This window comes from Jejuia pallidilutea, assembly GCF_002973595.1.
Classification (GTDB): domain Bacteria; phylum Bacteroidota; class Bacteroidia; order Flavobacteriales; family Flavobacteriaceae; genus Jejuia; species Jejuia pallidilutea.
This window is the reverse complement of sequence record NZ_PVEO01000009.1, coordinates 80,297-105,594: the sequence shown is the minus strand read 5'-3', so window position 1 is coordinate 105,594 and position 25,298 is coordinate 80,297. Positions and strand designations below refer to the sequence as shown.

Sequence of the window (25,298 nt, the reverse complement as noted above, 5' to 3'; positions counted from 1 at the left end):
TTTTGTAAAACAGAAAAAGAAATCAATCAAAAAAAATGCAATTAAATCTAACAAAACCAATTTGCTTCTTCGATTTAGAAACAACAGGCGTTAATATTACACACGATCGTATTGTCGAAATATCCATCCTAAAGGTATTTCCTAATGGTAGCGAAGAGCGCAAAACTTGGTTGGTTAATCCAGAAATGCCAATTCCAAAAGAAGTAACAGCCATTCATGGTATAGACGATGCTAAAGTAGCAAATGCGCCAACATTCAAGGAGCTGGCCAAAGAGATATACAACATAATTAAAGATTCAGATTTGGGCGGTTTTAATTCTAATAGGTTCGATATTCCACTTTTAGCAGAAGAAATGCTACGCGCAGAAGTTGATTTTGATATGAAAAATCGTCAGGCTATTGATGTGCAAACCATTTTCCATAAAATGGAACAGCGCACCTTAAGCGCTGCTTATAAGTTTTACTGCGATAAAAATTTAGATGATGCGCATAGTGCAGAGGCAGATACAAATGCCACTTTTGAAGTTCTTAAAGCACAAATAAAAAAGTACGACGAACTGGAAAATGACACCAAATTTTTAGCCGAATTTAGCTCTAGAAAAAAGTTTGCAGATTTTGCAGGATTTATAGTGTATAATAAAAAAGGAGAAGAATGTTTTTCCTTCGGAAAGCATAAGGGCAAATTGGTTACAGAAGTTCTAGAAAAGGAACCTGGATATTTTGGTTGGTTGTTAAACGCCGATTTTCCTTTGTATACCAAAAAGGTACTAACCGCAATAAAATTAAGAAGTTTTAATAATAAGCTTTAGCTGGGAGTTAGGAGCATGAAGCATGAGGCATGAAGTTAGAAGTTAGAAGTTATAAAGTAGAAATTTGTAAGTTGAAAATATTAACCACAAGAGTAAAATTTCCCCTCCTTAGTAGGGGCTAGGGCAGGACTTATGAAACTTATTTGTATAGGTAGAAATTATACCGAACATATTGAAGAGCTAGAGAATGAAAAACCGACTGATCCAGTTGTATTTTTAAAACCAGATACAGCCATTTTGTTAAAGAAACAGCCGTTTTTTATCCCAGATTTTTCAGATGAGGTACATCACGAAGTAGAGGTTTTGGTAAAAATTAACCGTGTAGGCAAGTATATAGACAAAAAATTTGCCCACAAATACTATGATGAAATTGGCTTAGGCATCGACTTCACAGCTCGCGATTTACAAAGTAAATTAAAAGCAAAAGGGCTACCTTGGGAAAAAGCAAAAGCTTTTGACGGAGCTGCCGTTGTGGGGCAATGGTTGCCTAAAAACGAGTTTAAAGATGTAAATACTATTGAGTTTTCCTTAAAAAAGAATGGTAATATTGTACAAAAAGGAAATACAAGCCATATGCTTTGGAAAATTGATGAATTGATAGAATATGTCTCTAAATATTTTACTTTAAAGATTGGAGATATTATATTTACAGGCACACCTGCTGGAGTAGGTAAAGTTGTTGCCAACGATAAATTAAAAGGATATATAGGCGATAAAGAATTATTTTCTATAATAGTAAAATAACATGGAACAGCATTATAAATTATTTAGAGTACGAGAACTAGCTGACAATGATGAAGATTTTGTTATGGCTTTGGCTGCAACTTTTTTAGAAGAAGTGCCTGAGGACGCAGAACGCTTAAAGAAGGCGGTTGCAGAAAAAGACTATCAAACCGCCTATCAAGCGGCACATAAAATGAAACCAACCATAGATTTGTTTGAGCTAGGTGTACTGCAAGATTTAATTGAAGTGCAAGATTGGGGTAAGTTTACTAAAACAGATATAGATATTACCGACAAATTAGAAATAGTAATCACAGCAGTTGAAAATACAGTTGCTGAGATTAAGGAAGACTTTGGAATATAATGCTTGCGGAAATAATAACCATTGGCGACGAACTTCTTATAGGTCAGGTTGTTGATACTAATTCTGCGTTTATAGCGCAAACCTTAAATAATATTGGAGTTTCCATATACCAAATTACTTCGGTACAAGACGATAAAGCACATATTCTTCAAGCTTTTAAAGATGCTGAGAGTCGTGTAGACATCATTATTATTACAGGAGGTTTAGGACCAACTAAAGACGATGTTACTAAAAAAACTATTGCAGAGTATTTTAATGATACTCTGGTTCGTGATGCCTCAGTTACCAAAAATATCGAGGATATCTGGAAAAAATATGTACGCCAAACCTTACTTCAGGTAAATAAAGATCAAGCACTAGTACCTTCTAAAGCAAAGGTGTTAATGAATGAATTGGGAACCGCACCGGGTATGTGGTTAGATAAAGGGCCAAAAACATTTGTTTCATTGCCAGGTGTTCCCTTTGAAATGAAAAAGTTATTGGTAAATAAAGTAGTTCCTAAACTTAAGGAAAAATATAAATTTCCCTTTATTCTACATAAAACTTTATTAACTTATGGATTAGGTGAAAGTACCTTGGCAAATCGTATCGAGGCTTGGGAAGAAGCATTGCCAAAAACTGTAAGGTTAGCTTATTTACCTAGATTGGGTAGTGTGCGCTTGCGTTTGTCTTCTAAAGGATTTAACGAAATTGAAGTACGAGAACGAATTGATACCGAAATAAAAAAAGTATTACCATTAATAGAAGATGCTTTTGTTGGTTTTGAAGATGAAGCCAAATCCTTAGAAGCCATAATAGCTAAACGATTAACAAACTCTGGAAAAACCCTAGCCGTTGCCGAGAGTTGTACGGGAGGTAACGTTGCAGAACAATTCACCCAAAACGCTGGTGCATCTGCTTATTTTAATGGCGGTGTTGTAACCTATGCTACCGAGTCTAAAATTAAAGTTCTGGGTGTGCCAAAAGCACTTATAAACGAACATTCTGTTGTTAGTGCCGCTGTTGCAGAGGCTATGGCCAAAAATGTACGCGACTTATTTAATGCAGATTATGGTGTGGCAACTACAGGAAATGCTGGCCCTTCAAAAGGCGACTCTGATGCCGATGTTGGTACCGTGTTTATTGCTATAGCTACAAAAAATAGGGTAGTTTCAGAGCGTTTTATGCTTGGTTTGGCTCGTAAACGTGTTATAAAAAAAGCAGTAAATAAAGCCCTTGAAATGCTAGAAAAAGAAATTTTAAAAAATTGATTTAATTTTAATTGTCATAATTTAAAGTTTTAGTATATTTGCACCTCGTTTTTAAGCAACAACAAATTTAAAGTTAAAAATAATGTCAAGAGTTTGTGAACTTACAGGAAAGAAGGCAATGGTTGGTAACAACGTGTCTCATGCAATGAATAAAACTAAACGCAGATTTAATGCGAATTTGGTTAAGAAACGTTTTTACATTCCAGAAGAAGACAAATGGGTAACTTTAAAGGTATCTACTTCTGCATTAAAAACTATCAACAAAATAGGGATTTCAGCTGCTTTAAAAGAAGCTAAGTCTAAAGGATTTTTAAAATAATTAGTCATAGTTAAGTAGCAAGAGATGGCAAAGAAAGGTAACAGAATACAGGTAATTTTAGAATGTACGGAGCATAAAGAGTCTGGAAAACCAGGAACTTCAAGGTACATTACAACCAAAAACAAAAAGAACACGCCAGATAGAATGGAGTTAAAGAAATTTAACCCAATACTAAAGCGTATGACAGTTCATAAAGAAATTAAGTAATAAGCTTTACATTGTAGAGTTAAAAAGTTTAAGCCATGGCAAAAAAAGCAGTAGCATCGTTACAAACAGGATCTAAAAGATTAACCAAAGCTATAAAAATGGTTAAGTCTCCCAAAACAGGAGCCTACATGTTTGTAGAATCAGTAATGAGCCCAGATTTAGTAAACGATTTCTTAGATAAGAAATAAATTTTACTAACACCATATACAAAGCTGCTTTCCGTAAAGAAAGCAGCTTTTTTAATGAGATAGCATCTTTCAAATTTATATTAAAGTTGTGTAATCGAATAAATCCCGCCAAAAAAGCGGGATTTCTTTTTTAGTACTATTAAAATTTTATCTGCTTTAAGTATCTTTACTGCAGAGATTTAATGACAATGTTTCATGTTTCAATTAAGGGCAGGAAAATTGTTATTGGGTAATTGGTTGCTTAACAGGTTATGGTTGGCAGGTAGTTTTTCCCTACGAGGTAGAGCTTTTGGTAGTCGCTCTCTCTTGCGTTGAGGAACTCGAATTCCGAAAGTGCAACACCTAACCCTAATGCAAAGCCTAATTTGTCTATAAATAGTATAGCTTAGGTTTTTATTAAAATATTAGCAAGAGTATGAACAGTTAAATGTTTAAACTCATAAACGAATAAATAATAACACATGAGTTTTTTTAAAAAAATATTCTCTTCAGAAAAAAAAGAAACCTTAGACAAAGGATTGGAAAAAACTAAAACTAGTTTTTTTGGAAAATTAAGTAAGGCAGTAGCAGGAAAATCTAAAGTAGATGATGAGGTTCTTGATAATCTAGAAGAAATTTTAGTAAGTAGTGATGTAGGCGTAAATACTACCCTAAAAGTAATAGAACGTATAGAAGCTCGTGTGGCTAAAGATAAATATTTGGGAACCGACGAGCTCAACCAAATTCTGCGCGAAGAAATAGCAGGCTTACTATCAGAAACCAATACAGGCGAAGATACAGAATTCACTATTCCAGAAGGTAAAAAACCATATGTAATGATGGTAGTTGGGGTTAACGGCGTTGGAAAAACTACAACCATTGGCAAATTAGCTAGCCAGTTTAAAAAGCAAGGACTCAATGTTGTTTTAGGTGCTGCAGATACTTTTAGAGCAGCAGCTATAGACCAATTACAGGTTTGGGCAGATAGAGTAGATGTGCCTATTGTAAAACAATCTATGGGCAGCGATCCAGCATCCGTAGCTTTTGATACTTTGAAAAGTGCTGTAAATCAAAATGCCGATGTTGTTGTAATTGATACCGCAGGACGATTACATAATAAAGTAAATTTAATGAACGAGCTCACTAAAGTAAAACGTGTAATGCAAAAAGTGGTAGACGACGCTCCCCATGATGTATTATTGGTTTTAGATGGTTCCACAGGGCAAAATGCCTTTGAGCAAGCTAAACAATTTACAGCAGCAACCGAGGTAACATCTTTAGCGGTTACCAAGCTAGATGGCACTGCCAAAGGTGGTGTGGTAATTGGTATATCAGATCAGTTTAAAATACCAGTTAAATACATTGGCGTAGGCGAAGGGGTAGACGATTTGCAAGTGTTTAATAAGTATGAGTTTGTGGATTCGTTTTTTAAGTAATCAATCTTCTAGCATTAAAATTCTCATGAGAAAAATTATTGTTATAATACTATTTGTTTTAATAGGATTGACAAATCTTGAAGCTGGGTACAGCTTAAACTTTTACTAAACGGTTTAGGCGAAGAGCATTAGTTATCTCTTTAGATATAAAAATTAAGAAAGGCTTTTTAAGTCTAAGCTGTTTTTATAAACATATACATCCCAATAGCTAAATATCTTTTTAAAATTACCAGACTTTAAAATTTCATTTTCATGATTGGGTACATAATAAATTATAGTGATTTCTCGAGGATACTTTTTATTGCTATCTTCAATATTGCCGATAACATCTGCCATAACATTTCCAGGAAAAGGATTGAAAAAGTAGAAGTAATTATAAAGATCAAGCTCCTTAAAATCACTAGCATCGCAGTTATAAATTTTAGATTTTTTAACACCTAATTTATGCAAGTTATTAGCTGCAATTTGAGATAAAGCATTAGTTATTTCAACACCATCAACCTGTTTAAAGGCGTATTTAGACATTATATAGAGCATTTTCCCTTTTCCGCAACCAAAATCTAAAATGGTATCGGTAGCTTTAATGTTGAGTTTGTTAAGAACATGTTTTACCCTGCCACTGCTTCCAGCCATATAAGAGTTTGAAGTAGTTTTAGATAAGCCAAGACTTTCTAAACTTTCTTGTTTTGTGAAGTCTAGCCCTTTAAATTGTTCATTAATTATAGATAGGTTTAGTTTTAAATCTAAATAATATTTATAAACAAATTTTGCAGGCTTTAATAAGAGTTGCAAATTATTACTCTTATCAATTTTAACGATTACATCAACAAACTTGCTCATTTATCTAAAAATTAAGGCGTATAATTGGTAGATTATGAGGGCGTTAGGATGATAATTTTAAACAAAATACAAAAAAAATATTTACAATATGTTTACCAAAAGTGATTTTTTAATTTTATTTTTCTGAAAATCAATACGTCATCTTTACAATGCATTGTTTTAATTTTCTAAATTGCCAGTGTATTTTATAAAAAATTCTAACTATGAGATTTTTTACTTTCCTTTTATTTCTTTCGCTATTCTTCAATTGTAAAAACGCACAATCAGAACAATTGGTGGCCGATGATACCTCAGATGTAAGTGCAATTTCAACCAAAGATTTTAGGGAGTTTAAAGTTTTAGACTCGAAGTATATTGATAATGAAGCCATGTGGCAACCTTTTGAAAAAGATCTAAAAAACTTTACAGAAGAAGTTTATAACAACCTTAAACCATTTATTTTAGAACAGGATATTCCCACTATTCAACAGCATATTTTAAATCAAAAATTATCTTATGAAGATTTAGTAAAGTTTTATTTATATAGAATTAGAAAGTATGACAGGGAAAATGAGTTGTCTTTAAATTCGGTTATTTCTTTAAATCCGAATGTTATCAAAGAAGCAAAAGGGTTTGATAAAGTGAAAAACATTTATGCTCAGTCAAATTCAAAAGAAAAATTTATGCGTTCATTATATGGCATGCCAATTCTTCTAAAAGATAATGTTAATGCAAAGGGAATGCCAACTACAGCAGGAGCGGTAGCATTGCAACACAATGCTACCGATGATGCTTTTATTGTAGAACGTTTAAAAGAAAAGGGTGCAATAATTTTAGGAAAGGCTAATTTAAGCGAATGGGCGTATTATTTTTGTGGCGATTGCCCAAGTGGTTATAGCGCTATTGGTGGCCAAACATTAAACCCATATGGCAGACGCATTATGGATACCGGTGGCTCCAGTTCTGGAAGTGGCGTAGCAGTAGCAGCTAATTTTGCGGTTGCAGCTATTGGTAGCGAAACTTCTGGTTCTATATTATCGCCTGCTAGTCAGAATTCTGTGGTAGGCTTAAAACCAACTATTGGTTTGGTAAGTAGAAGTGGTATTGTGCCTATTTCTTCAACTTTAGATACTGCTGGCCCTATGGCAAAAAATGTTACAGATACTGCTATATTATTGGATGCTATTTTTGGATACGATAAAACCGATTCAAAATCTATAAACCCTAAGCAGGATAGCTATTATTTTGCTAACAATTTGGGGGCTAGTACTTTAAAGGGAAAACGCTTTGGAGCTGTAAAACGTTTGTTAGAAGACTCGTTATATGTAAAGGCTATTGCAGATTTAAAGTCTAAAGGCGCCATAATTGTAGATATTGATGAAGAAAATGTTGAGTTACCAGATTTTTTAAGGTTATTAAATTTAGATATGAAGACTGATTTACCAAACTATTTAACAAGTTATGCAGGAAATGATGTGACTGTAAAAACGGTTGAAGATGTTATTAATTTTAATTTAAAAGATTCTTTGAACAGGATGCCTTACGGACAAAAATTATTTTACGGTATTGTGGCAGATATTGCTACAGATGATGAATTTTTAATTATAAAAAACACCCTAAAAACCAATGGGCGCCAGTATTTTAATGTACCATTTGCTAAATATAATTTAGATGCCTTTTTATCTATAAATAATTATCATGCAGGTTTTGCCGCGGTTGCCGAATATCCAGCTCTTACAGTACCAATGGGATATACTGTAGAAGGTAAACCTAAAGGCTTAACCTTTATTGGCAAACCTCTTATGGAAAAACAACTGCTAGACTGGGCTTATAATTACGAACAAGCATTTAAACGACGCAAAACACCTATAAATTACGATTAATTTATTAAGGCGTTAATTTTGCCCCATAATTCATTATCAAAATCAGAACGTGCAAAATTAACGTCGCTAGCTGAATCACCCATTCTTACAATAACTAACTTTTTACTAGGAACAACATATATTTTTTGATCATTTTTTCCTAAAGCAGCGTACATGTCGTTAGGTGCATTAGGTATTAAATTTCCATTAAATTCTAATTGGCTACTAGGTAAATAATAGCTTTCCTTACCATTAAGCCACCACAAATAGCCGTAAGATTTATTAATGTTTTGAGAAGTATTTACAGCTTCAGTTAAAAAACGTTCTGGAACAATTTGGGTGGTTTCCCACTTGCCCTTTGCATAAACCATAAGTCCAAAACGCGCCATACTTCTAGAATTGCTCCAGTACACATTAAAATCGCTGCTTAGCAGCCAAGTACCAGTCATTCCAATTTTATTTTTCAATTTGGTGTTAAAATAATTATTCCATGGCGTATTACTGGCTTTAGAAACCACATCTTGCATCTTTTTATAAACATTATGGTATGCCCAACGCGTTCCAGCATCAGCCTTATATTGTAAATTTTCTTTTGAAACGTTATCACCTAAGCTATCGTCTAAACCAGAATCCATAGATAATAAATTTTTACAGGTTATTAGGTTTTCCTTTTCTAAAGGAGCACTGGTCCACCCTTCACCTAAATAGTCAGACACTTTATTATTGATGTTAATAATACCTTCCTCTTGTGCAATTCCAGAAATGGCTGTAGTTAATGTTTTGCCTGCACTTGCCCAGTACCATAGTTTAGTTTCGTCGTGTCCGTTCATGTATGCTTCTAAAACAATTTTTCCATTGTGAAGTACTATGAAGCTTTTTGTATTTTTCTCTTCAAGAAAGTCTAAAAGTGGTTGCACTTCATTTTCATTCCAATTTAAATCTGAGATAGGTATTGTTTGCCATTCGTTTGAGTTTAACGGAGGAAAATAAATAGAATCATTAATAGTATCGGGGGCTGTAATTTCATCTTCAGAAGCACATCCAAAACAAATAAACAAAGCAAGTAATAGGCAGAAGGGTGTAGTTTTCATAACAATAGGTTTTCAATTTAGGACTTCCAAATATATAAAAGGTTTAATTGAAACGAAAAGTCTCGATGTAACGTATTGGGGTTTCGGTTGAAATTGTCGTTCCCATGAAAACGTAAATCTAATTTGTTTTAAAAAGAGATATCATTTTAAATTAGTGAGTAAAATCATAAATCATTCCTTAACTTTGCGCCCTGATTTACAAATACTATGCGCACAAAATCGCTTAAAAAAAATAGAATTAATGTAGTTACACTTGGATGCAGTAAAAATGTATATGATAGTGAAGTGCTAATGGGGCAACTTAAAGCTAGCGGAAAGGATGTAGTGCATGAGCAAGACGGTAACATTGTGGTTATTAACACCTGCGGATTTATTAATAATGCCAAAGAAGAAAGTGTAAATACTATTTTAGAATTTATGCAAAAAAAAGAGGATGGTGATGTGGATAAAGTGTTTGTAACCGGTTGTTTAAGTGAACGTTACAAGCCAGATTTGCAAAAAGAAATTCCAAATGTAGATGAGTATTTTGGCACAACAGAACTGCCAAGTTTATTAAAAGCGTTAGGTGCAGATTATAAGCATGAATTAATTGGGGAGCGCTTAACTACAACGCCAAAAAACTATGCTTATTTAAAAATAGCCGAAGGTTGTGATAGACCATGCTCCTTTTGTGCCATACCGTTAATGCGTGGTAAGCACAAATCTACGCCTATAGAAGATTTGGTTGTTGAAGCTAAGAAACTGGCAGCAAATGGTGTTAAGGAACTAATATTAATTGCTCAAGATTTAACCTATTACGGTTTAGATTTATATAAGAAAAGAAATTTAGCTGAATTGCTTGAAGCTTTGGTTAAAGTAGAAGGAATAGAATGGATTCGCTTACATTACGCCTTTCCTACTGGTTTTCCTATGGATGTTTTGGATGTTATGAAACGAGAGCCTAAAGTTTGTAACTATTTAGACATTCCGCTACAACACATTTCAGATTCAATTTTGAAAAGCATGCGACGTGGTACTACAAAGGCTAAAACTACAAAACTGTTAGAAGATTTTAGAACGAAAGTTCCAGAAATGACAATTAGAACCACATTAATTGTAGGATACCCTGGAGAGACCGAAGAAGATTTTGAAACTTTAAAACAATGGGTTAAAGCTATGCGTTTTGAGCGTTTAGGATGTTTTACCTATTCTCATGAAGAGAACACACATGCTTATAATTTAGAGGATGATGTGCCCGAAGCGGTTAAAATGGAAAGAGCAAACCAAATTATGGAAATACAATCCCAAATTTCTTGGGAATTGAACCAGCAAAAAATAGGACAGGAGTTTAAAGTAGTTATTGATAGAAAGGAGGGCAATTATTTTGTAGGACGTACTGAATATGATTCTCCCGATGTGGATAATGAAGTGCTGATAGACGCCACTAAAACCTATTTGAAAACAGGAGAATTTACTACTGTAAAAATTACAGAAGCAGAAGATTTTGATTTGTATGGTGAGGTTGTTTAAATAATAATTTAAAAAATTACAACTAAAAAAAGCCGATAAATTTTTAATGTTTATCGGCTTTAGTGTCTTAAGGAACTAACCTTAGGATTCATTCTTTTCAGAGCGTCTATCTAATTGTCTTTTTATTTTTTTAATAGCATTTTCAATAGATTTTTCTGGCTCAATAATATTGTAAGCACCCCAAAATTCAGGATCTGAAAATCCAGAAGTCTGTTCGGTTAATATAGAAGTAGGGCGTAGCATTTTACTTCTAGTTTTAGCAATTTTAGTATCAGGAATCTCCCAATCGGTAACAGCCATTTCGCTATTTAAAGTGTAAACACTATTAAATAATTTTCCTTCCCAGTTTACTTTAAATGTTAATCCTATGTTGCTGTATGCATAGTGCCATTTTCCGTTTTGTGTTCTATATTTAACTTTATACAGGGCTTCTGTAGGGTATACATCTACTCTTCTGGGTTTTTTTCTAACAAACATACGGCTAGATAATTCTTTGTTGCGAACATTTAAGCTGTATTCTGCACTAGTTAGAGCAAGGGTGTTGGCATCAATATAAAGCTTGCCGTAATACATAGGTGTGTCAATTCTAGGTTTTTGTTTAAAATTCACAACATATACTAGGTTTTTATTAATGTTTGTAGAGTTTTCGTAATTAAAATCGTAAAGTTCAATATCTTCTTCGGTAAATATAAATTCAGGGTATTTTACCAAATCTGTATATAAATTACTAAAAGGACCGCCTTGTAACTTTAAAGCTAAAGTGTCTAATCTACTGTAATCTGTGTTTTTTCTAGACTTAATTAATTCTATATGGTCGTTGCGAAGGCTACTGTAGGGTTGTTTATGAATTTTAACAACAGCCTCGGAAAGAGATGCATTTCTTCGTCTTTTTTTTATGGTTTCTCTGTAAAATGCAGTCATTAAAGCATTTTTATCGTTGTAAGCAGAACTTTTATTAGCCAATGTTTTTACAACCAAAGTTCTAGCATCGTATTGAGGGACAGCTATGTTTACAGTAGTTAGTTCTGTAACACTTGGTTTTAAAAGTATTTTTTCATCGGTACCTAAGTCTATAATGTTTAGTATTTTTCTTTCATATCCCAAATGCGTAATAATTAATTTTTCATCAAGGTATTTGTAAGGGATCTTTAAAAGAAATTCGCCGTCAGAATTGGTTACTGTACTTATATTGGTGCCATCTACAACAATATCTGTAAATATCAATTCATCTTTGTTATCTTCATCAATAACTTTTCCGCTTATTTCTTTAATGGCCTGTGTGTCTTGTGCGGTTAAAGTAAGTGAAACGCACATGAGCAATAGAATGCACAGTTTGATAGGTGTTAAGGCTGTAGTTTTCATTTTTCTGTTTTTACTTTCTAAGATACTAAAAAAAGAGTTTTTTATCTCTTGCTTACATAGTTTTTAACATAAAAATTAACTTTTTAATGCGCTGTTCTTGTGTTTGTTAAGGTTTTTGTTCGGGCCAATATGTTGGCCTTAACATTACTAGTGTTATTACATAATTAATACTTGTTATAAAACCTTTGTTTTTTGTTTATAGCTGTTTGTCCTCATTAAAAAAAATAATTTTAAATGGACAAAAGGTGGACAAATGCAGTTTTATTTTTTTTATCCTGTCTATATATCTACATTGGAATAGCCTAACTTAAAAATATGAAACCCCTTGATGGTATTGCTTTTGGTGCATGTTGATTGGATTTTAATTTTTATCTACGGTCTAGTCTTATCACTTTTAAGTATGGACAAGACAACTATAAAAATTACTAGCTGTAATTTTCTTTCGTATTGGTATAGCGCTCTTTCACAATTACAATTTTAAAAGTTAAATATGAAAAAGTTAATATTTACTCTACTTCTTTTTTATTCAACAGGCTCCATAAATAGTCAACAACTTTATATGGATTACGGACAAACCATTTCAGCATTTGACTATGAAAATTCTCAAGGACAGCGCTTAAACAATTTATTGTCACAGTCCAAATCTTATTTTGGTATGGGATACCGCCATACTTTAAATAAAGCAAACACCATATTTCTAAGAGGAGGGCTAACTTTTAATAATTACGGTGCCATAGGAAGCGAAAATAGTGTAGATAATTATTTTGAGTGGGATGTGAGTTATTTGGGTATAAAAGCAGGTACGGATATAAAACTATTTCAATGGAACGATTTAATGTTTTTTGCAAATGGGTCTATAGCTTCAGAATTTTTAATTAGAGGTACTCAAACCATAAACAATGATGTGTTTAATTTGGTTGGTGAAGAAGAGTTTAATAACAATATTTTGTTCTTAAGGGCAGGGGTGAGTATGCAATACCCTATTTCTACACGTGCTGCAATAGTTGCAGGCTATAACTACGGAAGTTCAATATTGATAAATAGTGGGATTAGCGCTGAAAAATTAACGTTGAATGCACACCAATTTGGTATTGGTTTCATCATTAATTTACCAACGTGCTATTGCGATTTTTAAGGTGGACAAACAATGGACATCCTAGTATATAAAGATTAATTAATCTAGTTTAGAGTAAACTTTGTTTGAAAAATGAAAGGAAAATTGATAAAAAATATCGGGCTTTTACTTTTGGCGATTTGGGTAATACCAACACTGCATGGGCAATCTGCGACAAAAAACAAAGGATATAAAATTATTCGCTCTAATGTTGGTGTAGGAGGTTCTTCCAAAACGTTTCAAACCACTAAAGGTACTTACACAGTAAGCCAAAGTATTGGACAATCTAGCGTTATAGGTACATCTGTTAATAATGGTTATTATTTACGCCAAGGGTTTCAGCAACCACACAAACCTATTACAGTTACTAAAAGTGCTTTCAGTAGTTTAAAGGCCATAGTATATCCTAATCCTTTCGATTATGATATTCAAATTTCATTTAGCGAAAGTGTTTCAAAAGATATAAAAATTGAAGTCTATGATGTTTTAGGAAAGCTAGTCTATGTTAAGAAATTTTCACCTTCAAAAAAACTACGAATAGACCTTACAAAATTATCCACGGGCGCATATACCTTAAAAGCCATTTCAAACGGAAAGTTGTTTAATTCAAAACTTATAAAAATATAGCACCTATTTAAAACCAAAATGTTATGAAACGCATAATTACCCTAATTTTATTTTTATTTATTTCTAATGGTGTCTTTGCACAAACTGATGGGATCTCTTATCAAGCTATTATTATAGGTCCTGATGCTTTAGAATTACCTGGTGTAGATTCTCAAGACAATTATTTGCCCACTACAGATATTGCAATTAAACTTTCGATTATAGCTCCTGGTAGTGGTGTTGTAGAATTTACAGAAATACAAAATACAACCACCGATGAGTTTGGTAGAATAAACTTAATTATAGGTGCTGAAAATCATGATGATTTTGAAAAGATTGATTGGAACGGCGACCCAAAATCCTTAAAAGTTGAAGTTGACTTTAAAAACGGTGATGGTTTTGTAGATATGAGTGTAGAAAAGTTAACCTATGTACCTTATGTGGCTCATAGGGATATTACAGCAACTGGTACTTTGGAGGTAGATGACGATACGTTTTTAAATAGAGAATTAACCGTTAATGGCCCAACAACCATTAATAGTACACTTAATATAGAGGATGGAAATCCTGCAAATTTTTCAGGAAATTTAAATGTGGATGGTGAAACGAATTTAAATAACACTTTAAATGTTACCGGGCAGAGTGCCACAAATTTATCTGGCGCTTTAAATGTAGGAGACCCATTGGTTGGGCCTCCAAACGGTGATGCTAATGCGCCAACGGTATTAAATGGCTCGTTAACTGTAGTTGGAGAATCAACCTTTACAAGTTTAGTTGCTGATAATTTGACGATTAATGAGTCAACAAATTTAAGTGGTAGTATTAGTATGACTCCAACATCACAAATTACGATAACATCAACTTTAGATGACGATGATGATACAGACATTAATAGTTATCCAGTAAAAATTGAGGGAAGCAAGCAAGGTTTAGCCATAGTGATTAATGAAGGTAGAACCAACGACAATAATTTTATATCCTTTTGGGACGAAACGGCTTCATCAAGTCCTGCAAACTCAGGAGCTAATGTTACTACTACAAACCCTACCATGTGGGGACGTATTGAAGGGGAAACACCAGGTGAATTTGGCAATAATGCAGATCATGTTTTTACTCAATTTCAATTAGCCTACGACACTGCTTCTTCTACATTCGATCTTTTTACGGCATTTAGTAGCTCAACCGTAGCTATTTCTAATAATGTAGCTGCTGCTACTTCTACCACAGCAGTTATTGGCCCTGTACCTGGGGTTACATTACCTATTCCATCTCTAAACGCAGGTGCCAAAGTGGAGTTAGTGTCTTCTATCGCAGAAAAAATAGCAGCAACCGTAGTTGAAATTGCCTCAATTGCAAATATTGTATGGTACAATGCAAATAAGAGCAAATTTCAAGGTGTAACCTACGCATCTGGTGCTGGCGATTATGCTGAATACTTATTGAGAAAAGATAATAATGAAGCTATGACCTATGGTGATATAGTTGGGGTTAATGGCGGAAAAATATCGAAGAATATTAGTAATGCAGAGCGTATATTGGTAATATCATATAAGCCTATTGTTTTAGGAAATATGCCACAGCCTGATCGTGAGGCTCAATACGAAAAAGTTGCTTTTATGGGGCAAGTGCCTACCAAAGTATTTGGAAGAGTTAATATTGGCGATTATATATTGCCTAGTGGCAAAAATGATGGTATTGGTATCGCTGTGGCTCCAAATAAAATAAAAATATCTCAAATTAAGGATATTGTAGGTACTGCATGGTCTGTAAATCTTTCTGGTTTTGGTTATGTAAACGTTGCAGTGGGTTTAAATAGAAACGATAGTAGTGCGCTTTTAGAGGAACTGGACAAAAAAGTTAATATTCAAGCAGAAGAAATTGGTTATTTAAAAAAACAAATAGACACTATTTTAGAGCGCATAACTAATATCCAAGAAGGGAATTTAACTGTTAATCAGCAAGCTCAAATTAATAATACTTCAAAAACACCTATAGCGCCAAAATATGAAGCTACAAATATATCTGATATAAAAAAGAAGGCACTAGAAGATATCAGTAAATTAGAAATTACCGAACAAGATGTTGAAGATGCTATGTTGCAAGCAGAAGCTATGCTTAAAAGGTTAGGGAAAAATGATATGGCAAAAGAGTTTTTTGATAAAGTACGAAGTGATAGTGCTTACAAGAAAACCTTTATGAGTAAAATCTACGAAGAAGCAAAAACCGAATTGCAATATCAAAAAGACTTACTCCTATCTGCTGAAAAAAAGAAATAGAATATTCTAATACATGAAAAAAAAGTATTTAATTTTTTTATTACTGACACCTTTTTGCGGTTATATTCTATATGCTCAAAAAACAGCTATACCTGATGCTAATTTTGAACATTATTTAGAAACCCATGATATTAATGGCAATGAAGTAGCTGTTGGCGACGATGCTAGTTTAGGTGATGGTGTAGATGCTAATGCATTGGTTTTTACAGATAGAGTTAACATTGTAGTTTCTCTTACAGTTAGTAGTCTTGGTATTAATACTTTATCTGGGATAGAAGATTTTAATAGCCTGGAAACGCTTATTTGTAACGGCAATAATTTATCTACACTTGATGTTTCTAATAATATTAATTTAAGAACCTTATTATGTGCATCTAATAAATTGACCGGTTTAAACATATCTTCTAATGCAAATTTAGAAGATATAGATTGTTCTAACAATCAAATCTCTATACTTAATGTTTCAAATAATCCGTTATTAATAGATTTAAGATGTGCTAATAACAGAATTTTAGATATTGATATTAGCCAAAATACTAATTTAACTTCCGCATCTATTTCAAATAATAGAATAAGTAGTTTAGATATTGGAAATAACACTAAGTTAGAAAGTCTGTTTTGCGCTTCAAACCAAATTACAGTTTTAGATACATCTGCAAATACGAATCTAAAAACATTAGATGCTTCAAATAATTCAATTTCTAACCTAGATTTAAGTACTATTAATACAGTTGCTTGTCCAGATCCACAAACCGATCCTGTAACGCTATGCCAAGGGCCATCTTCAATTAATGTATCAAACAATCAATTAACGTCTTTATATCTTTCCAATGGATTTAATGACTTGGTAACTTTATTCACCTCAGAAGGTAATCCAAATCTATTTTGTATTCAAGTTGATACGGGTTTTACACCAAATGCTGCTTGGATAAAAGACGATTGGACGTATTACACAGAAACCATGTGCGATGATATTTATACTTACGTTCCTGACGATAACTTTGAGCAAGCTTTAATTAATCAGGGCTTAGATGATGTATTAGATAACTTAGTGTTAACTGCAAATATTAATACAATTACAACATTAAATGTGTCAAATGCAAATATTAATAGTTTGATTGGTATCGAAGATTTCGTGGCGCTACAAACTTTCAACTTTAATATGAATACTGTTGAAAGTGTAGATGTTTCAAACCTTTTAGCGTTAACCAATCTTGATGCTTCAAACAATAACTTGAAACGTATAGATTTAAGTACAAATACAAATCTTGTTAACCTAAATATATCTTTTAATAATTTAAATGAATTGGATTTAAGCACTAACTTTTCTCTCGCAGGTTTAAACTGTTCAAACAATACTATTAAAACCTTAAATATAAGTAACAATACAGCTCTTATAAATTTAGATTGTACGGCTAATGCCTTAGAGGTTTTAAATTTGAAGAACGGACAGAATGGAAATCTTACCAATTTAAGTGCTACAAACAATCCAGCTTTATCTTGTATTGAAACTGATGCAGGTGTTGTTCCAGTTGGAGTAACTTGGGCTATAGATGCAATGGCTACTTATGCTATAAATTGCGGAACTTATGTGCCAGATGATGGTTTTGAGCAAGCTATTATTAATGCTGGTTTTGATGTAGGACTGCTTGATAATTATGTGCCAACGGGAAATATTACAGGGGAAACTATCCTTAACGTAAGCGGTTATAATATTACAGACTTAACGGGTATTCAAGATTTTCTAGCTTTAGAAACTTTTAATTGTTCTAACAATAGTATAGTTCATTTAGATTTAACTGCAAATGCAGCATTAACCAGCATTATTTGTAATAACAATGTACTAGAGTTTGTGGATATTAGAAATGGAAATAATACCAATACTACCAACTTTAACGCCACAAATAACCCCAATTTGTTTTGTATTAATGTTGATGTCGCTGTAATAGGAAATATTCCAGTAGGGTGGACTAAAGATGCAATAGCCAATTACAATACTAATTGTGAAAACAACAGATTTACATCTATTCCCGATGATAATTTTGAGCAAGCATTAATAGATTTAGGTATAGATACTGGAGTTCCAGACAATCAAGTGCTAACGGCTAATATCGAATATGTTACCTCCTTAAATGTTAGTGGTAAAAACATTGAAAGTTTAGAAGGTATCCAAGCATTTTTATCGTTAACCGAATTAGATTGCAGCAATAACTATCTAAATGATTTGGATGTGAGCGGAATGGTGAATTTAGAAGCACTATACTGTGGTTCAAATTATTTCTTAACCAACAATCCAGCTAATGTAAGCGGTGTTTTAAACACTATAGGAACACCAAGTTTAATAAAATTGTTCTGTGCAAACAATAGTTTAGCCGATTTAGATATATCCATTAATGCAAATTTAGAAGTATTAAATTGTTCTAATAATAGTTTGCTTACCTTAGATATAAGTAGTAACGCTAACTTAATTGAGGTTAACTGTGATAATAATCAAATTTCAAATTTCGTGAGTTATGCGGTTAATAATTCAACTCTAAATACGCTAAATTGTAATAACAATGCACTTTCTACTTTAGAAGTTAGCCAATGTTTGGCACTAACAACTTTAAACTGTAGAAGCAACGGTTTAAGTTTACTTGATATTAGTGCAAACGCTGCTTTAGAAGTTTTAGACTTTTCGGATAATGAGTTGGTTGATGTGAATTTATCTGCCAATACAAATTTAATTGCACTTTCTGGATCTCAAAATCAATTAACAGAAATAGACGATTTGGCATCTACGGTTCTAGAAAGTTTAATTTTAAATAACAACCAAATAAATCAACTCAATTCGGTATTAAACAATTTAGCCTCTGTTAAATATGTGTCAGTGAGTAGTAATGCACTCACAGCTATAAATGTTGGTGCCAATACTAATTTAATTGAATTGAATATTAGTAATAATGCTATTACAAGTTTGCAACTATCTAATAACCTAAATCAACTTAAAACATTTAACTGTAGTAATAATGAACTTACGGGAGCTTTAGATTTATCAAGTATTGGGTTGGGAGCATGCCCAACTCAAAATACCAATAACCCATTAGATTTTTGTCCAGATTCAATCACAATAAATGTGAGTGGTAATCAATTAGGCTTCATTAATATTCAAAATGGAATTAATACTGAAATATCTAGTTTTAGTGCAACTGAAAACCCAAATTTAACCTGTATTCAAGTTGATGATGTAAACAATATTGGAGCCAATTGGATAAAGGATGCAACTACAGCATACAGTTTAGATTGTAGATTTGGAGAAACCTATGTACCCGATGATAATTTTGAACAGGCCTTAATTAATTTAGGTTATGATGTAGGTGCTTTAGACGATTACGTACCAACGGCAAATATAGAAGTAGTAACAATTTTAGATGTTAGCGGAAATACTATTTCAGATTTAACAGGTATTGAAGATTTTACTGCTTTAGAAAATTTAAATTGTTCAAATAATGCGTTAAGTGAATTAAATATCACTAACAATGTAAACTTAACTGTAATTAATTGTTCTAATAACGTACTCGCAAATTTAGATGTAACTAAAACCCCAAATATTATTAGCCTAAATGTTGCCAATAATCAGTTTACTGAGTTTAATGCCAGTTTAATTCCAGCGCTTCAAAGTTTTAATTGTGATGGTAATGGTATTTTGGAATTAGATGTTACTACAAATACTGCACTCACAAATTTAAGTTGTGCTGTAAACGCTTTAGAAGTTTTAAACTTACAAAATGGGCAAAACCCTAACCTTTCAAATTTAAATGCGCAAAATAATCCAGATTTAACTTGTATACAAACCGATGCTGGTACAAGTCCTGCTGGTGTTACATGGTTAAAAGATACATCTACGCAATATGCTATAAATTGTCATTTTGGAGAAACTTATGTGCCCGATGATAATTTTGAGCAAGCATTAATTGATTTGGGCTATGATCTTGGGCCTTTAGATGATTATGTACCAACTGCAAGTATTGAAAACCTGTTTTCTCTTAGCGTTCCAGAAAAAGAAATTACTGATGCAACCGGTATTGAAGGTTTTGTATCTCTTACAAGTTTAAATATTAATGGTAATCTATTGTCAACAATTAATTTAAGTGAAAACATACTACTAAATAATTTAAATGCATCAAACAATCAACTCACAGCCATTGATATTTCTAATCTAATAGAATTACGTGTTATAGATCTCTCAAATAATAGCTTATTAGAAATAAATACAAGCTCAAATTTAAACCTTACAGTACTCAATATTTCAGAGAACCTATTTACAACGTTAGATGTAAGCTTACTGTTAGATTTACAAAGGCTTAATTGTTCTTCCAATCAAATAGAAGCTTTAGATGTTACGGTTAATAATAAATTAATAGAATTATTTTGTTCCTCCAATGCATTTACACAAGATAGGCTAAACATACAAAACGGCGCCAATGCCATGTTAGAGGTCTTTAATGCTTCAAATAATCCAGATTTAACATGCATTCTGGTTGACGACCCTATTGCAGTAATATCAAATGTTGATGGCACTTATGATGATTGGTTTAAAGATATCACAGCAAGCTATCAAACTGTTTGTGACGATGCAGATAATGATGGTGTTGCAAATGAAGACGATTTGTGCCCTGGCACACCATTTGGTGAGGCCGTAGATTTATTTGGGTGTCGTTTCTCTATACTGCCAGAAGATAATTTTACAATTTTGATTACAGATGAAACCTGTTTGAATAATAACGATGGAAAGATAACCATAACTACTAAAGAACTTTATGAATACAAAGCGCATTTGGTTGGTGATGATTTTGATAGAAATTACACGTTTACTAACGAAATAGATATTCTTAACCTGCTTGCAGGAACTTACAGATTGTGTATAACTTCAGAAGAATTACCAAATTTTGAACGTTGTTTTGATGTAGTAATCAACCACCCAGCAAATTTAGATGTTATTACAGCTAAACACAAAAACGGAAAAGAAGTTACGGTAAATATGTATGGGAGTTCTAGTTATTATGTAGACTTTAACGGCTTAAAGTTTACAACCAGAAAATCTCAATTAACGTTGCAACTGGAAAATGGAAAAAATACCATAAAAATTTCTACTGATTTACCTTGCCAGGGCGAGCATGAAGAACACATTTTGCTGTTAAACACTGTGCTTGTTCATCCTAACCCATTTCAAAACGAACTCAATATATATTTAGGTGAAATGGACAGCGATAATGTTAAGGTAAGTATATATTCTACCATAGGACAGATGGTATTTTTAAAAGAATTTGATGTAAAAGGTAGAGGAAGTATCAGTATAAATACAGCTTTTTTTAACACCGGTTTGTATACGGTATTTATACAGTCTAATAATTCTGTTTCTAACTTTAAAATTGTTAAGAAATGAAAAGAGTAATTTATATATTTAGTCTAAACCTTTTGTTGTTAGCTTGTAGCAGCCCTTCTACCATAGATCCAGACCCAGATACTCTAGATCCGGAAGCACCTAGCCAAATAGAAAGACTAACAGTAAATTTACAGTTTCCACACAAGGACGGTTTGTGTAATATAGGGGCAGATATAACACCAACACAGAGTACTGTGATTTTTGAATGGGAAGCAAGTGAGATAGCAGAATCTTACACAGTTTTTGTAACTAATTTAGTGGATGGTTCCTCCATTCAACAAGATTCAAACGAAGATAAAATTGGTATAGTACTCGACAGGGCAACACCTTATGCTTGGTATGTGGTTTCTAAACGTGGCACCGTAACTGCCGAAAGTGAAACCTGGAAATTCTACAACTCTGGTCCTGGAGTAGAAACCTATGCGCCATTTCCTGCTACAATTAATGCGCCAGCAATGGCAGCATCTGTAAACTCGGGTAATGTTACTTTAAGGTGGACGGGAAGTGATGTTGATAACGATATAGCTAGTTATGATGTTTATCTTGGTACTAATAACAATCCAGATATTCATGCAACCGATGTTACAGCTAGCGCTTTAAATGTATCTGTTACTAGTGGGGCAATTTATTACTGGAAAATCGTTACTAAAGACGCTGTAGGCAATACTTCAATGTCTGGTATTTTTCAGTTTAGGGTACTCTAGTTAAGTCTTAACTTAAATTTTAGATTTTAGAAAATGGAATAACTGTATATTTACATGTTTTTAATTGAAATATGCAGCAAGACTATCTTCCATTTAGAGAAACAGGTTATTTTTCGTCTTTAATTTGTGATTATTTAGACCAAAATTCAGAGCTACGTCCGTTTTACAATCGGTTTCCCGCACTAGAGCATTTTAAATCCCAAATTGAAGAAAAACAGGCATCCTTTTCAGCAGAGTCTAGAGCTGTTTTGGCAGATGTTTTAACACATCAATATCAAAACATTAAAGCCTCAGAAGCAACACTTCAAAATATCGAAGCTTTAACTTCTAAAAAAACGTTTACCATTACAACAGGGCATCAACTTAACTTATTTACGGGGCCACTGTATTTCTTATACAAAATAGTTTCAACAATTAATCTGTCGGTTACACTTAAAAAAACATATCCTAACTATAATTTTGTGCCTGTATATTGGATGGCAACGGAGGATCATGATTTTGATGAGATTAACTATTTTAATTTTAAAGGCAAGAAATTTCAATGGAACCGTAAAGCCAGTGGTGCTGTAGGAGAGCTGTCTACTAAAGGTTTAGATGAGGTTTTAGAACTGTTTTCTCAAGATTTAGGCGAAAGCACTAACGCCAAAACACTAAAAAAAATTTTTGAGGAAGCATATGTAAAACACGATAACCTTGCTAATGCAACACGTTTTTTAGCTAACAAATTATTTAAAGATTATGGGCTTGTTATCATAGATGCAAACAACGCAGACGTAAAACGTTTGTTTGTACCTTATATGGAAGAGGAACTTGTACACCAAACCTCATTTAAAGCGGTTACAAAAACTAATATGGCATTGGCTAATGTTACTAACGATTATTCTATTCAAGTAAATCCAAGAGAAATTAATCTGTTTTATGTCACCGAAAATTTACGGGAACGCATTGTTTTTGAAGATGAGGTTTACAAAGTTTTAAACACAAACATAATTTGGAACAAGAGCGAAATACTGAAACACTTGCACGAGGTGCCAGAGCGGTTCTCGCCAAATGTTATTATGCGTCCGTTATACCAAGAAGTAATTCTGCCAAATTTATGTTACATAGGCGGTGGAGGCGAATTGGCATATTGGTTGCAGTTAAAACACTACTTCAATACTGCAAATGTTACGTTTCCCATACTGCTGTTAAGAAATTCGGTATTAATTAAAACTGAAAAGCAAGCAGAAAAACTTCAAAGGTTAACTATTTCAAATCAAGATATTTTTTTAAAAAGAGATGCTTTAATTAACCGAAAAGTACGACAAATTTCAAATATTGATATAGATTTTTCTAAACAAGAAGCGGCTTTAACACAGCAATTTAAAGATTTGTATGTTTTAGCAGAACAAACCGATAAATCGTTTTTAGGAGCAGTAAAAGCTCAAGAAGTAAAGCAATTAAAAGGGTTGAAGACTTTAGAAAAACGATTGCTAAAAGCGCAAAAACGTAAATTATCTGATGAGGTCTCTCGCATGACCGAGATTAAAAATGAGTTATTTCCAAATGGAAATTTACAAGAACGTAACACCAATTTTTCTGAGTTTTACTTAGAATATGGAGACCAGCTTATTCCTAGCTTAATTGAAAGATTGCACCCTTTAAAAAACGAATTTTCTGTTTTAACACTTTAAATCTTAGAATTAACAACTAAATCTTGCCTTTAATACCTTCTGGTGAAATGTTATGGTTTTTATTTATGTAAGCGTTAATTAACTTAAAAGTAAAGATGGGTTCTTGTAATAAAAGTAAGGTTTAATATCACAACACAAATATGAAGTGTTCCTTAAGTTAGTTGTAAATTTGAATTTCAAAAAATAGAATACATAATGCACAAAATAGATATGGATTTGGTGGAGATGACTATGGATGTTATGAAATATGCCATCGATAGGTTGTCATCAACACAAAATAAAATAGGAAAACCACTAAAAGAAGAAGAGTTAAAGGCACTGGTAGGCGATACCATTACAAAAGATGGTATTGGTGGCGAAAAAGCATTTAACCTTTGGAAAAAACACTTAACAAAATCTAACGTACCAATAGACCATCCAAGGCATTTGGCTTTTGTGCCAGCATCGCCTACCAGAGCAGCGGTAATGTTCGATTTGGTAACGTCGGCATCTAGCATTCATGGAGCCTACTGGATGGAAGGCGCAGGTGGTATATTTTGTGAAAACGAAGCCATGCGTTGGATGGTATCTTTAACAGGATTACCAAAAGGTGCTTTTGGGGTATTTACCAGCGGCGGTACAGCGGCAAATCTTTCAGCTATTGTAACCGCTAGAGAATACTGGAGGAGTTTAAACGAACAAAACAAGTTTGAAAAAGGTTTAATTATAACATCAATTGGTGCGCACTCATCTGTAAAAGCCATGGCCAAAGTTGCAGATATTGATGTGCTTTTAGTAGATACTGAAGACAGGTTACAAGCAAGCGCACTTAAGGATAAAATAAGAGGTTTAACACCGCACCAACGCGAAAGGTTATTTGCGGTTGTAGCTACTGGAGGCACTACAAATGCGGGAATTATAGACGATCTAGAAGGTATAGCCAATTTGTGTGAGGCAGAACATTTATGGTTTCATGTAGATGCTGCTTATGGTGGTGGCGCGCTATTGGCAGATTCTGTACGGCATGAGTTTAAGGGCATTGAAAAGGCCGATAGCATTACTATAGATCCGCACAAATGGATGTTTTCGCCTTACGATTGTGGCGCGGTAATTTACAAAAACCCAGAATTAGCAAAACAAGCGCATGCGCAAGAAGGTTCTTATCTAGAAATTTTTAAGGATGAAGGTGCTCATGGTTTTAATCCAACAGACTACCAAATACAGTTAACGCGTCGTGTTAGAGGTTTACCTTTATGGTTTTCATTAGCAACCCATGGCACCGATAGGTATAAGGAAGCTATAGAGCGTGGTATAGAATTGGCACAAATTGCAGGGAGAATGATTGATGAAAAACCACATGTGGAGTTAGTAAGGGCACCTAGCTTATCCTGTGTGCTATACAGGCGTAAGGGGTGGCATGCCGAGGATTATAGGCATTGGACTTACGAAAATCATGAAAAAGGTTTTGCTTTAGTTACCCCAACAAAATGGAAAACAGGTGACACTTTTGAAACGGTTTCGCGTTTTTGTTTTATTAATCCCGATACCACAGAAGAAGATATTGAAGCTATTTTAGATTCAATGGTTTAAAATTATAACTGCG

At 33.3% G+C, this 25,298-nt stretch carries 20 protein-coding genes; 17 read left to right on the top strand and 3 right to left on the bottom strand.

Features of this window, described 5'->3' with window-relative positions; translation table 11 throughout:
* The first annotated feature begins 35 nt into the window (after window positions 1-35).
* From CLV33_RS14120 to ftsY, 8 genes are all read left to right on the top strand, one after another.
* Window positions 36-809 (top strand): 3'-5' exonuclease, encoded by a 774-nt coding sequence (locus CLV33_RS14120; protein ID WP_042242498.1) that lies wholly within the window; start codon window positions 36-38, stop codon window positions 807-809.
* 132 nt (window positions 810-941) lie between these two features.
* Window positions 942-1,553 (top strand): fumarylacetoacetate hydrolase family protein, encoded by a 612-nt coding sequence (locus CLV33_RS14115; RefSeq protein ID WP_105474451.1) that lies wholly within the window; start codon window positions 942-944, stop codon window positions 1,551-1,553.
* 1 nt (window position 1,554) lies between these two features.
* Window positions 1,555-1,896, top strand: coding sequence for an Hpt domain-containing protein (locus CLV33_RS14110; RefSeq protein WP_105474450.1), 342 nt, complete (start codon window positions 1,555-1,557; stop codon window positions 1,894-1,896).
* Window positions 1,896-3,146, top strand: coding sequence for a competence/damage-inducible protein A (locus tag CLV33_RS14105; protein ID WP_105474449.1), 1,251 nt, complete (start codon window positions 1,896-1,898; stop codon window positions 3,144-3,146). Before CLV33_RS14110 ends, CLV33_RS14105 begins: the two co-directional genes overlap by 1 nt.
* A gap of 82 nt (window positions 3,147-3,228) precedes the next feature.
* Complete coding sequence (gene rpmB / locus CLV33_RS14100; protein ID WP_042242507.1) at window positions 3,229-3,465, top strand: 50S ribosomal protein L28; 237 nt, start codon at window positions 3,229-3,231, stop codon at window positions 3,463-3,465.
* A gap of 24 nt (window positions 3,466-3,489) precedes the next feature.
* Window positions 3,490-3,672, top strand: a complete 183-nt coding sequence (gene rpmG / locus CLV33_RS14095) for a 50S ribosomal protein L33 (protein ID WP_042242510.1) — start codon at window positions 3,490-3,492, stop codon at window positions 3,670-3,672.
* A 35-nt stretch (window positions 3,673-3,707) separates the two neighbouring features.
* Window positions 3,708-3,860, top strand: coding sequence for a DUF4295 domain-containing protein (locus tag CLV33_RS14090; RefSeq protein ID WP_081956207.1), 153 nt, complete (start codon window positions 3,708-3,710; stop codon window positions 3,858-3,860).
* Between the two features lie 461 nt (window positions 3,861-4,321).
* On the top strand, window positions 4,322-5,275 hold the full coding sequence (ftsY, locus tag CLV33_RS14085) for a signal recognition particle-docking protein FtsY (protein ID WP_105474448.1): 954 nt from the start codon (window positions 4,322-4,324) through the stop codon (window positions 5,273-5,275).
* Between the two features lie 153 nt (window positions 5,276-5,428).
* Here the strand turns inward: ftsY and CLV33_RS14080 are convergent, their stop codons facing one another.
* Window positions 5,429-6,115, bottom strand: coding sequence for an rRNA adenine N-6-methyltransferase family protein (locus CLV33_RS14080; RefSeq protein WP_105474447.1), 687 nt, complete (start codon window positions 6,113-6,115; stop codon window positions 5,429-5,431).
* Window positions 6,116-6,318: 203 nt separating this feature from the next.
* On the opposite strand from CLV33_RS14080, the gene CLV33_RS14075 reads away from it, so the two are divergent.
* Window positions 6,319-7,977, top strand: a complete 1,659-nt coding sequence (locus tag CLV33_RS14075; protein ID WP_105474446.1) for an amidase family protein — start codon at window positions 6,319-6,321, stop codon at window positions 7,975-7,977.
* Here CLV33_RS14075 and CLV33_RS14070 read toward each other — a convergent pair.
* Window positions 7,974-9,047: a serine hydrolase domain-containing protein gene (locus CLV33_RS14070; protein ID WP_105474445.1), complete on the bottom strand. Its 1,074-nt coding sequence runs from the start codon at window positions 9,045-9,047 to the stop codon at window positions 7,974-7,976. The two genes, CLV33_RS14075 and CLV33_RS14070, sit on opposite strands and share 4 nt — an antisense overlap.
* 207 nt (window positions 9,048-9,254) lie before the next feature.
* Here CLV33_RS14070 and rimO point away from each other — a divergent pair, with 207 nt between their 5' ends.
* Window positions 9,255-10,556: a 30S ribosomal protein S12 methylthiotransferase RimO gene (rimO, locus tag CLV33_RS14065; RefSeq protein WP_042242528.1), complete on the top strand. Its 1,302-nt coding sequence runs from the start codon at window positions 9,255-9,257 to the stop codon at window positions 10,554-10,556.
* 81 nt (window positions 10,557-10,637) lie between these two features.
* On the opposite strand, the gene CLV33_RS14060 is transcribed toward rimO, so the two are convergent.
* Window positions 10,638-11,918 carry a carboxypeptidase-like regulatory domain-containing protein gene (locus CLV33_RS14060; protein ID WP_105474444.1) on the bottom strand — a complete coding sequence of 427 codons (1,281 nt, stop codon included), beginning with the start codon at window positions 11,916-11,918 and terminating at the stop codon, window positions 10,638-10,640.
* Window positions 11,919-12,408: 490 nt separating this feature from the next.
* On the opposite strand from CLV33_RS14060, the gene CLV33_RS14055 reads away from it, so the two are divergent.
* From CLV33_RS14055 to CLV33_RS14025, 7 genes are all read left to right on the top strand, one after another.
* Window positions 12,409-13,053, top strand: coding sequence for a hypothetical protein (locus tag CLV33_RS14055; RefSeq protein ID WP_146109746.1), 645 nt, complete (start codon window positions 12,409-12,411; stop codon window positions 13,051-13,053).
* Between the two features lie 72 nt (window positions 13,054-13,125).
* Window positions 13,126-13,659, top strand: coding sequence for a T9SS type A sorting domain-containing protein (locus CLV33_RS14050; RefSeq protein ID WP_105474442.1), 534 nt, complete (start codon window positions 13,126-13,128; stop codon window positions 13,657-13,659).
* Between the two features lie 23 nt (window positions 13,660-13,682).
* Entirely contained in the window at window positions 13,683-15,914 is a 2,232-nt protein-coding gene (locus tag CLV33_RS14045; protein WP_105474441.1) for a hypothetical protein, read from the top strand.
* A gap of 13 nt (window positions 15,915-15,927) precedes the next feature.
* A complete protein-coding gene (locus CLV33_RS14040) occupies window positions 15,928-21,339 on the top strand; it encodes a T9SS type A sorting domain-containing protein (RefSeq protein ID WP_105474440.1) in 5,412 nt (1,803 codons plus the stop codon).
* Window positions 21,336-22,043, top strand: a complete 708-nt coding sequence (locus CLV33_RS14035) for a hypothetical protein (RefSeq protein ID WP_105474439.1) — start codon at window positions 21,336-21,338, stop codon at window positions 22,041-22,043. Before CLV33_RS14040 ends, CLV33_RS14035 begins: the two co-directional genes overlap by 4 nt.
* A 71-nt stretch (window positions 22,044-22,114) precedes the next feature.
* The gene (bshC, locus tag CLV33_RS14030; protein ID WP_105474438.1) at window positions 22,115-23,716 is read left to right on the top strand and encodes a bacillithiol biosynthesis cysteine-adding enzyme BshC; all 1,602 of its coding nucleotides are present in this window, start codon (window positions 22,115-22,117) and stop codon (window positions 23,714-23,716) included.
* A gap of 195 nt (window positions 23,717-23,911) precedes the next feature.
* Window positions 23,912-25,285 carry a pyridoxal phosphate-dependent decarboxylase family protein gene (locus tag CLV33_RS14025; RefSeq protein ID WP_105474437.1) on the top strand — a complete coding sequence of 458 codons (1,374 nt, stop codon included), beginning with the start codon at window positions 23,912-23,914 and terminating at the stop codon, window positions 25,283-25,285.
* Window positions 25,286-25,298: the final 13 nt, after the last annotated feature.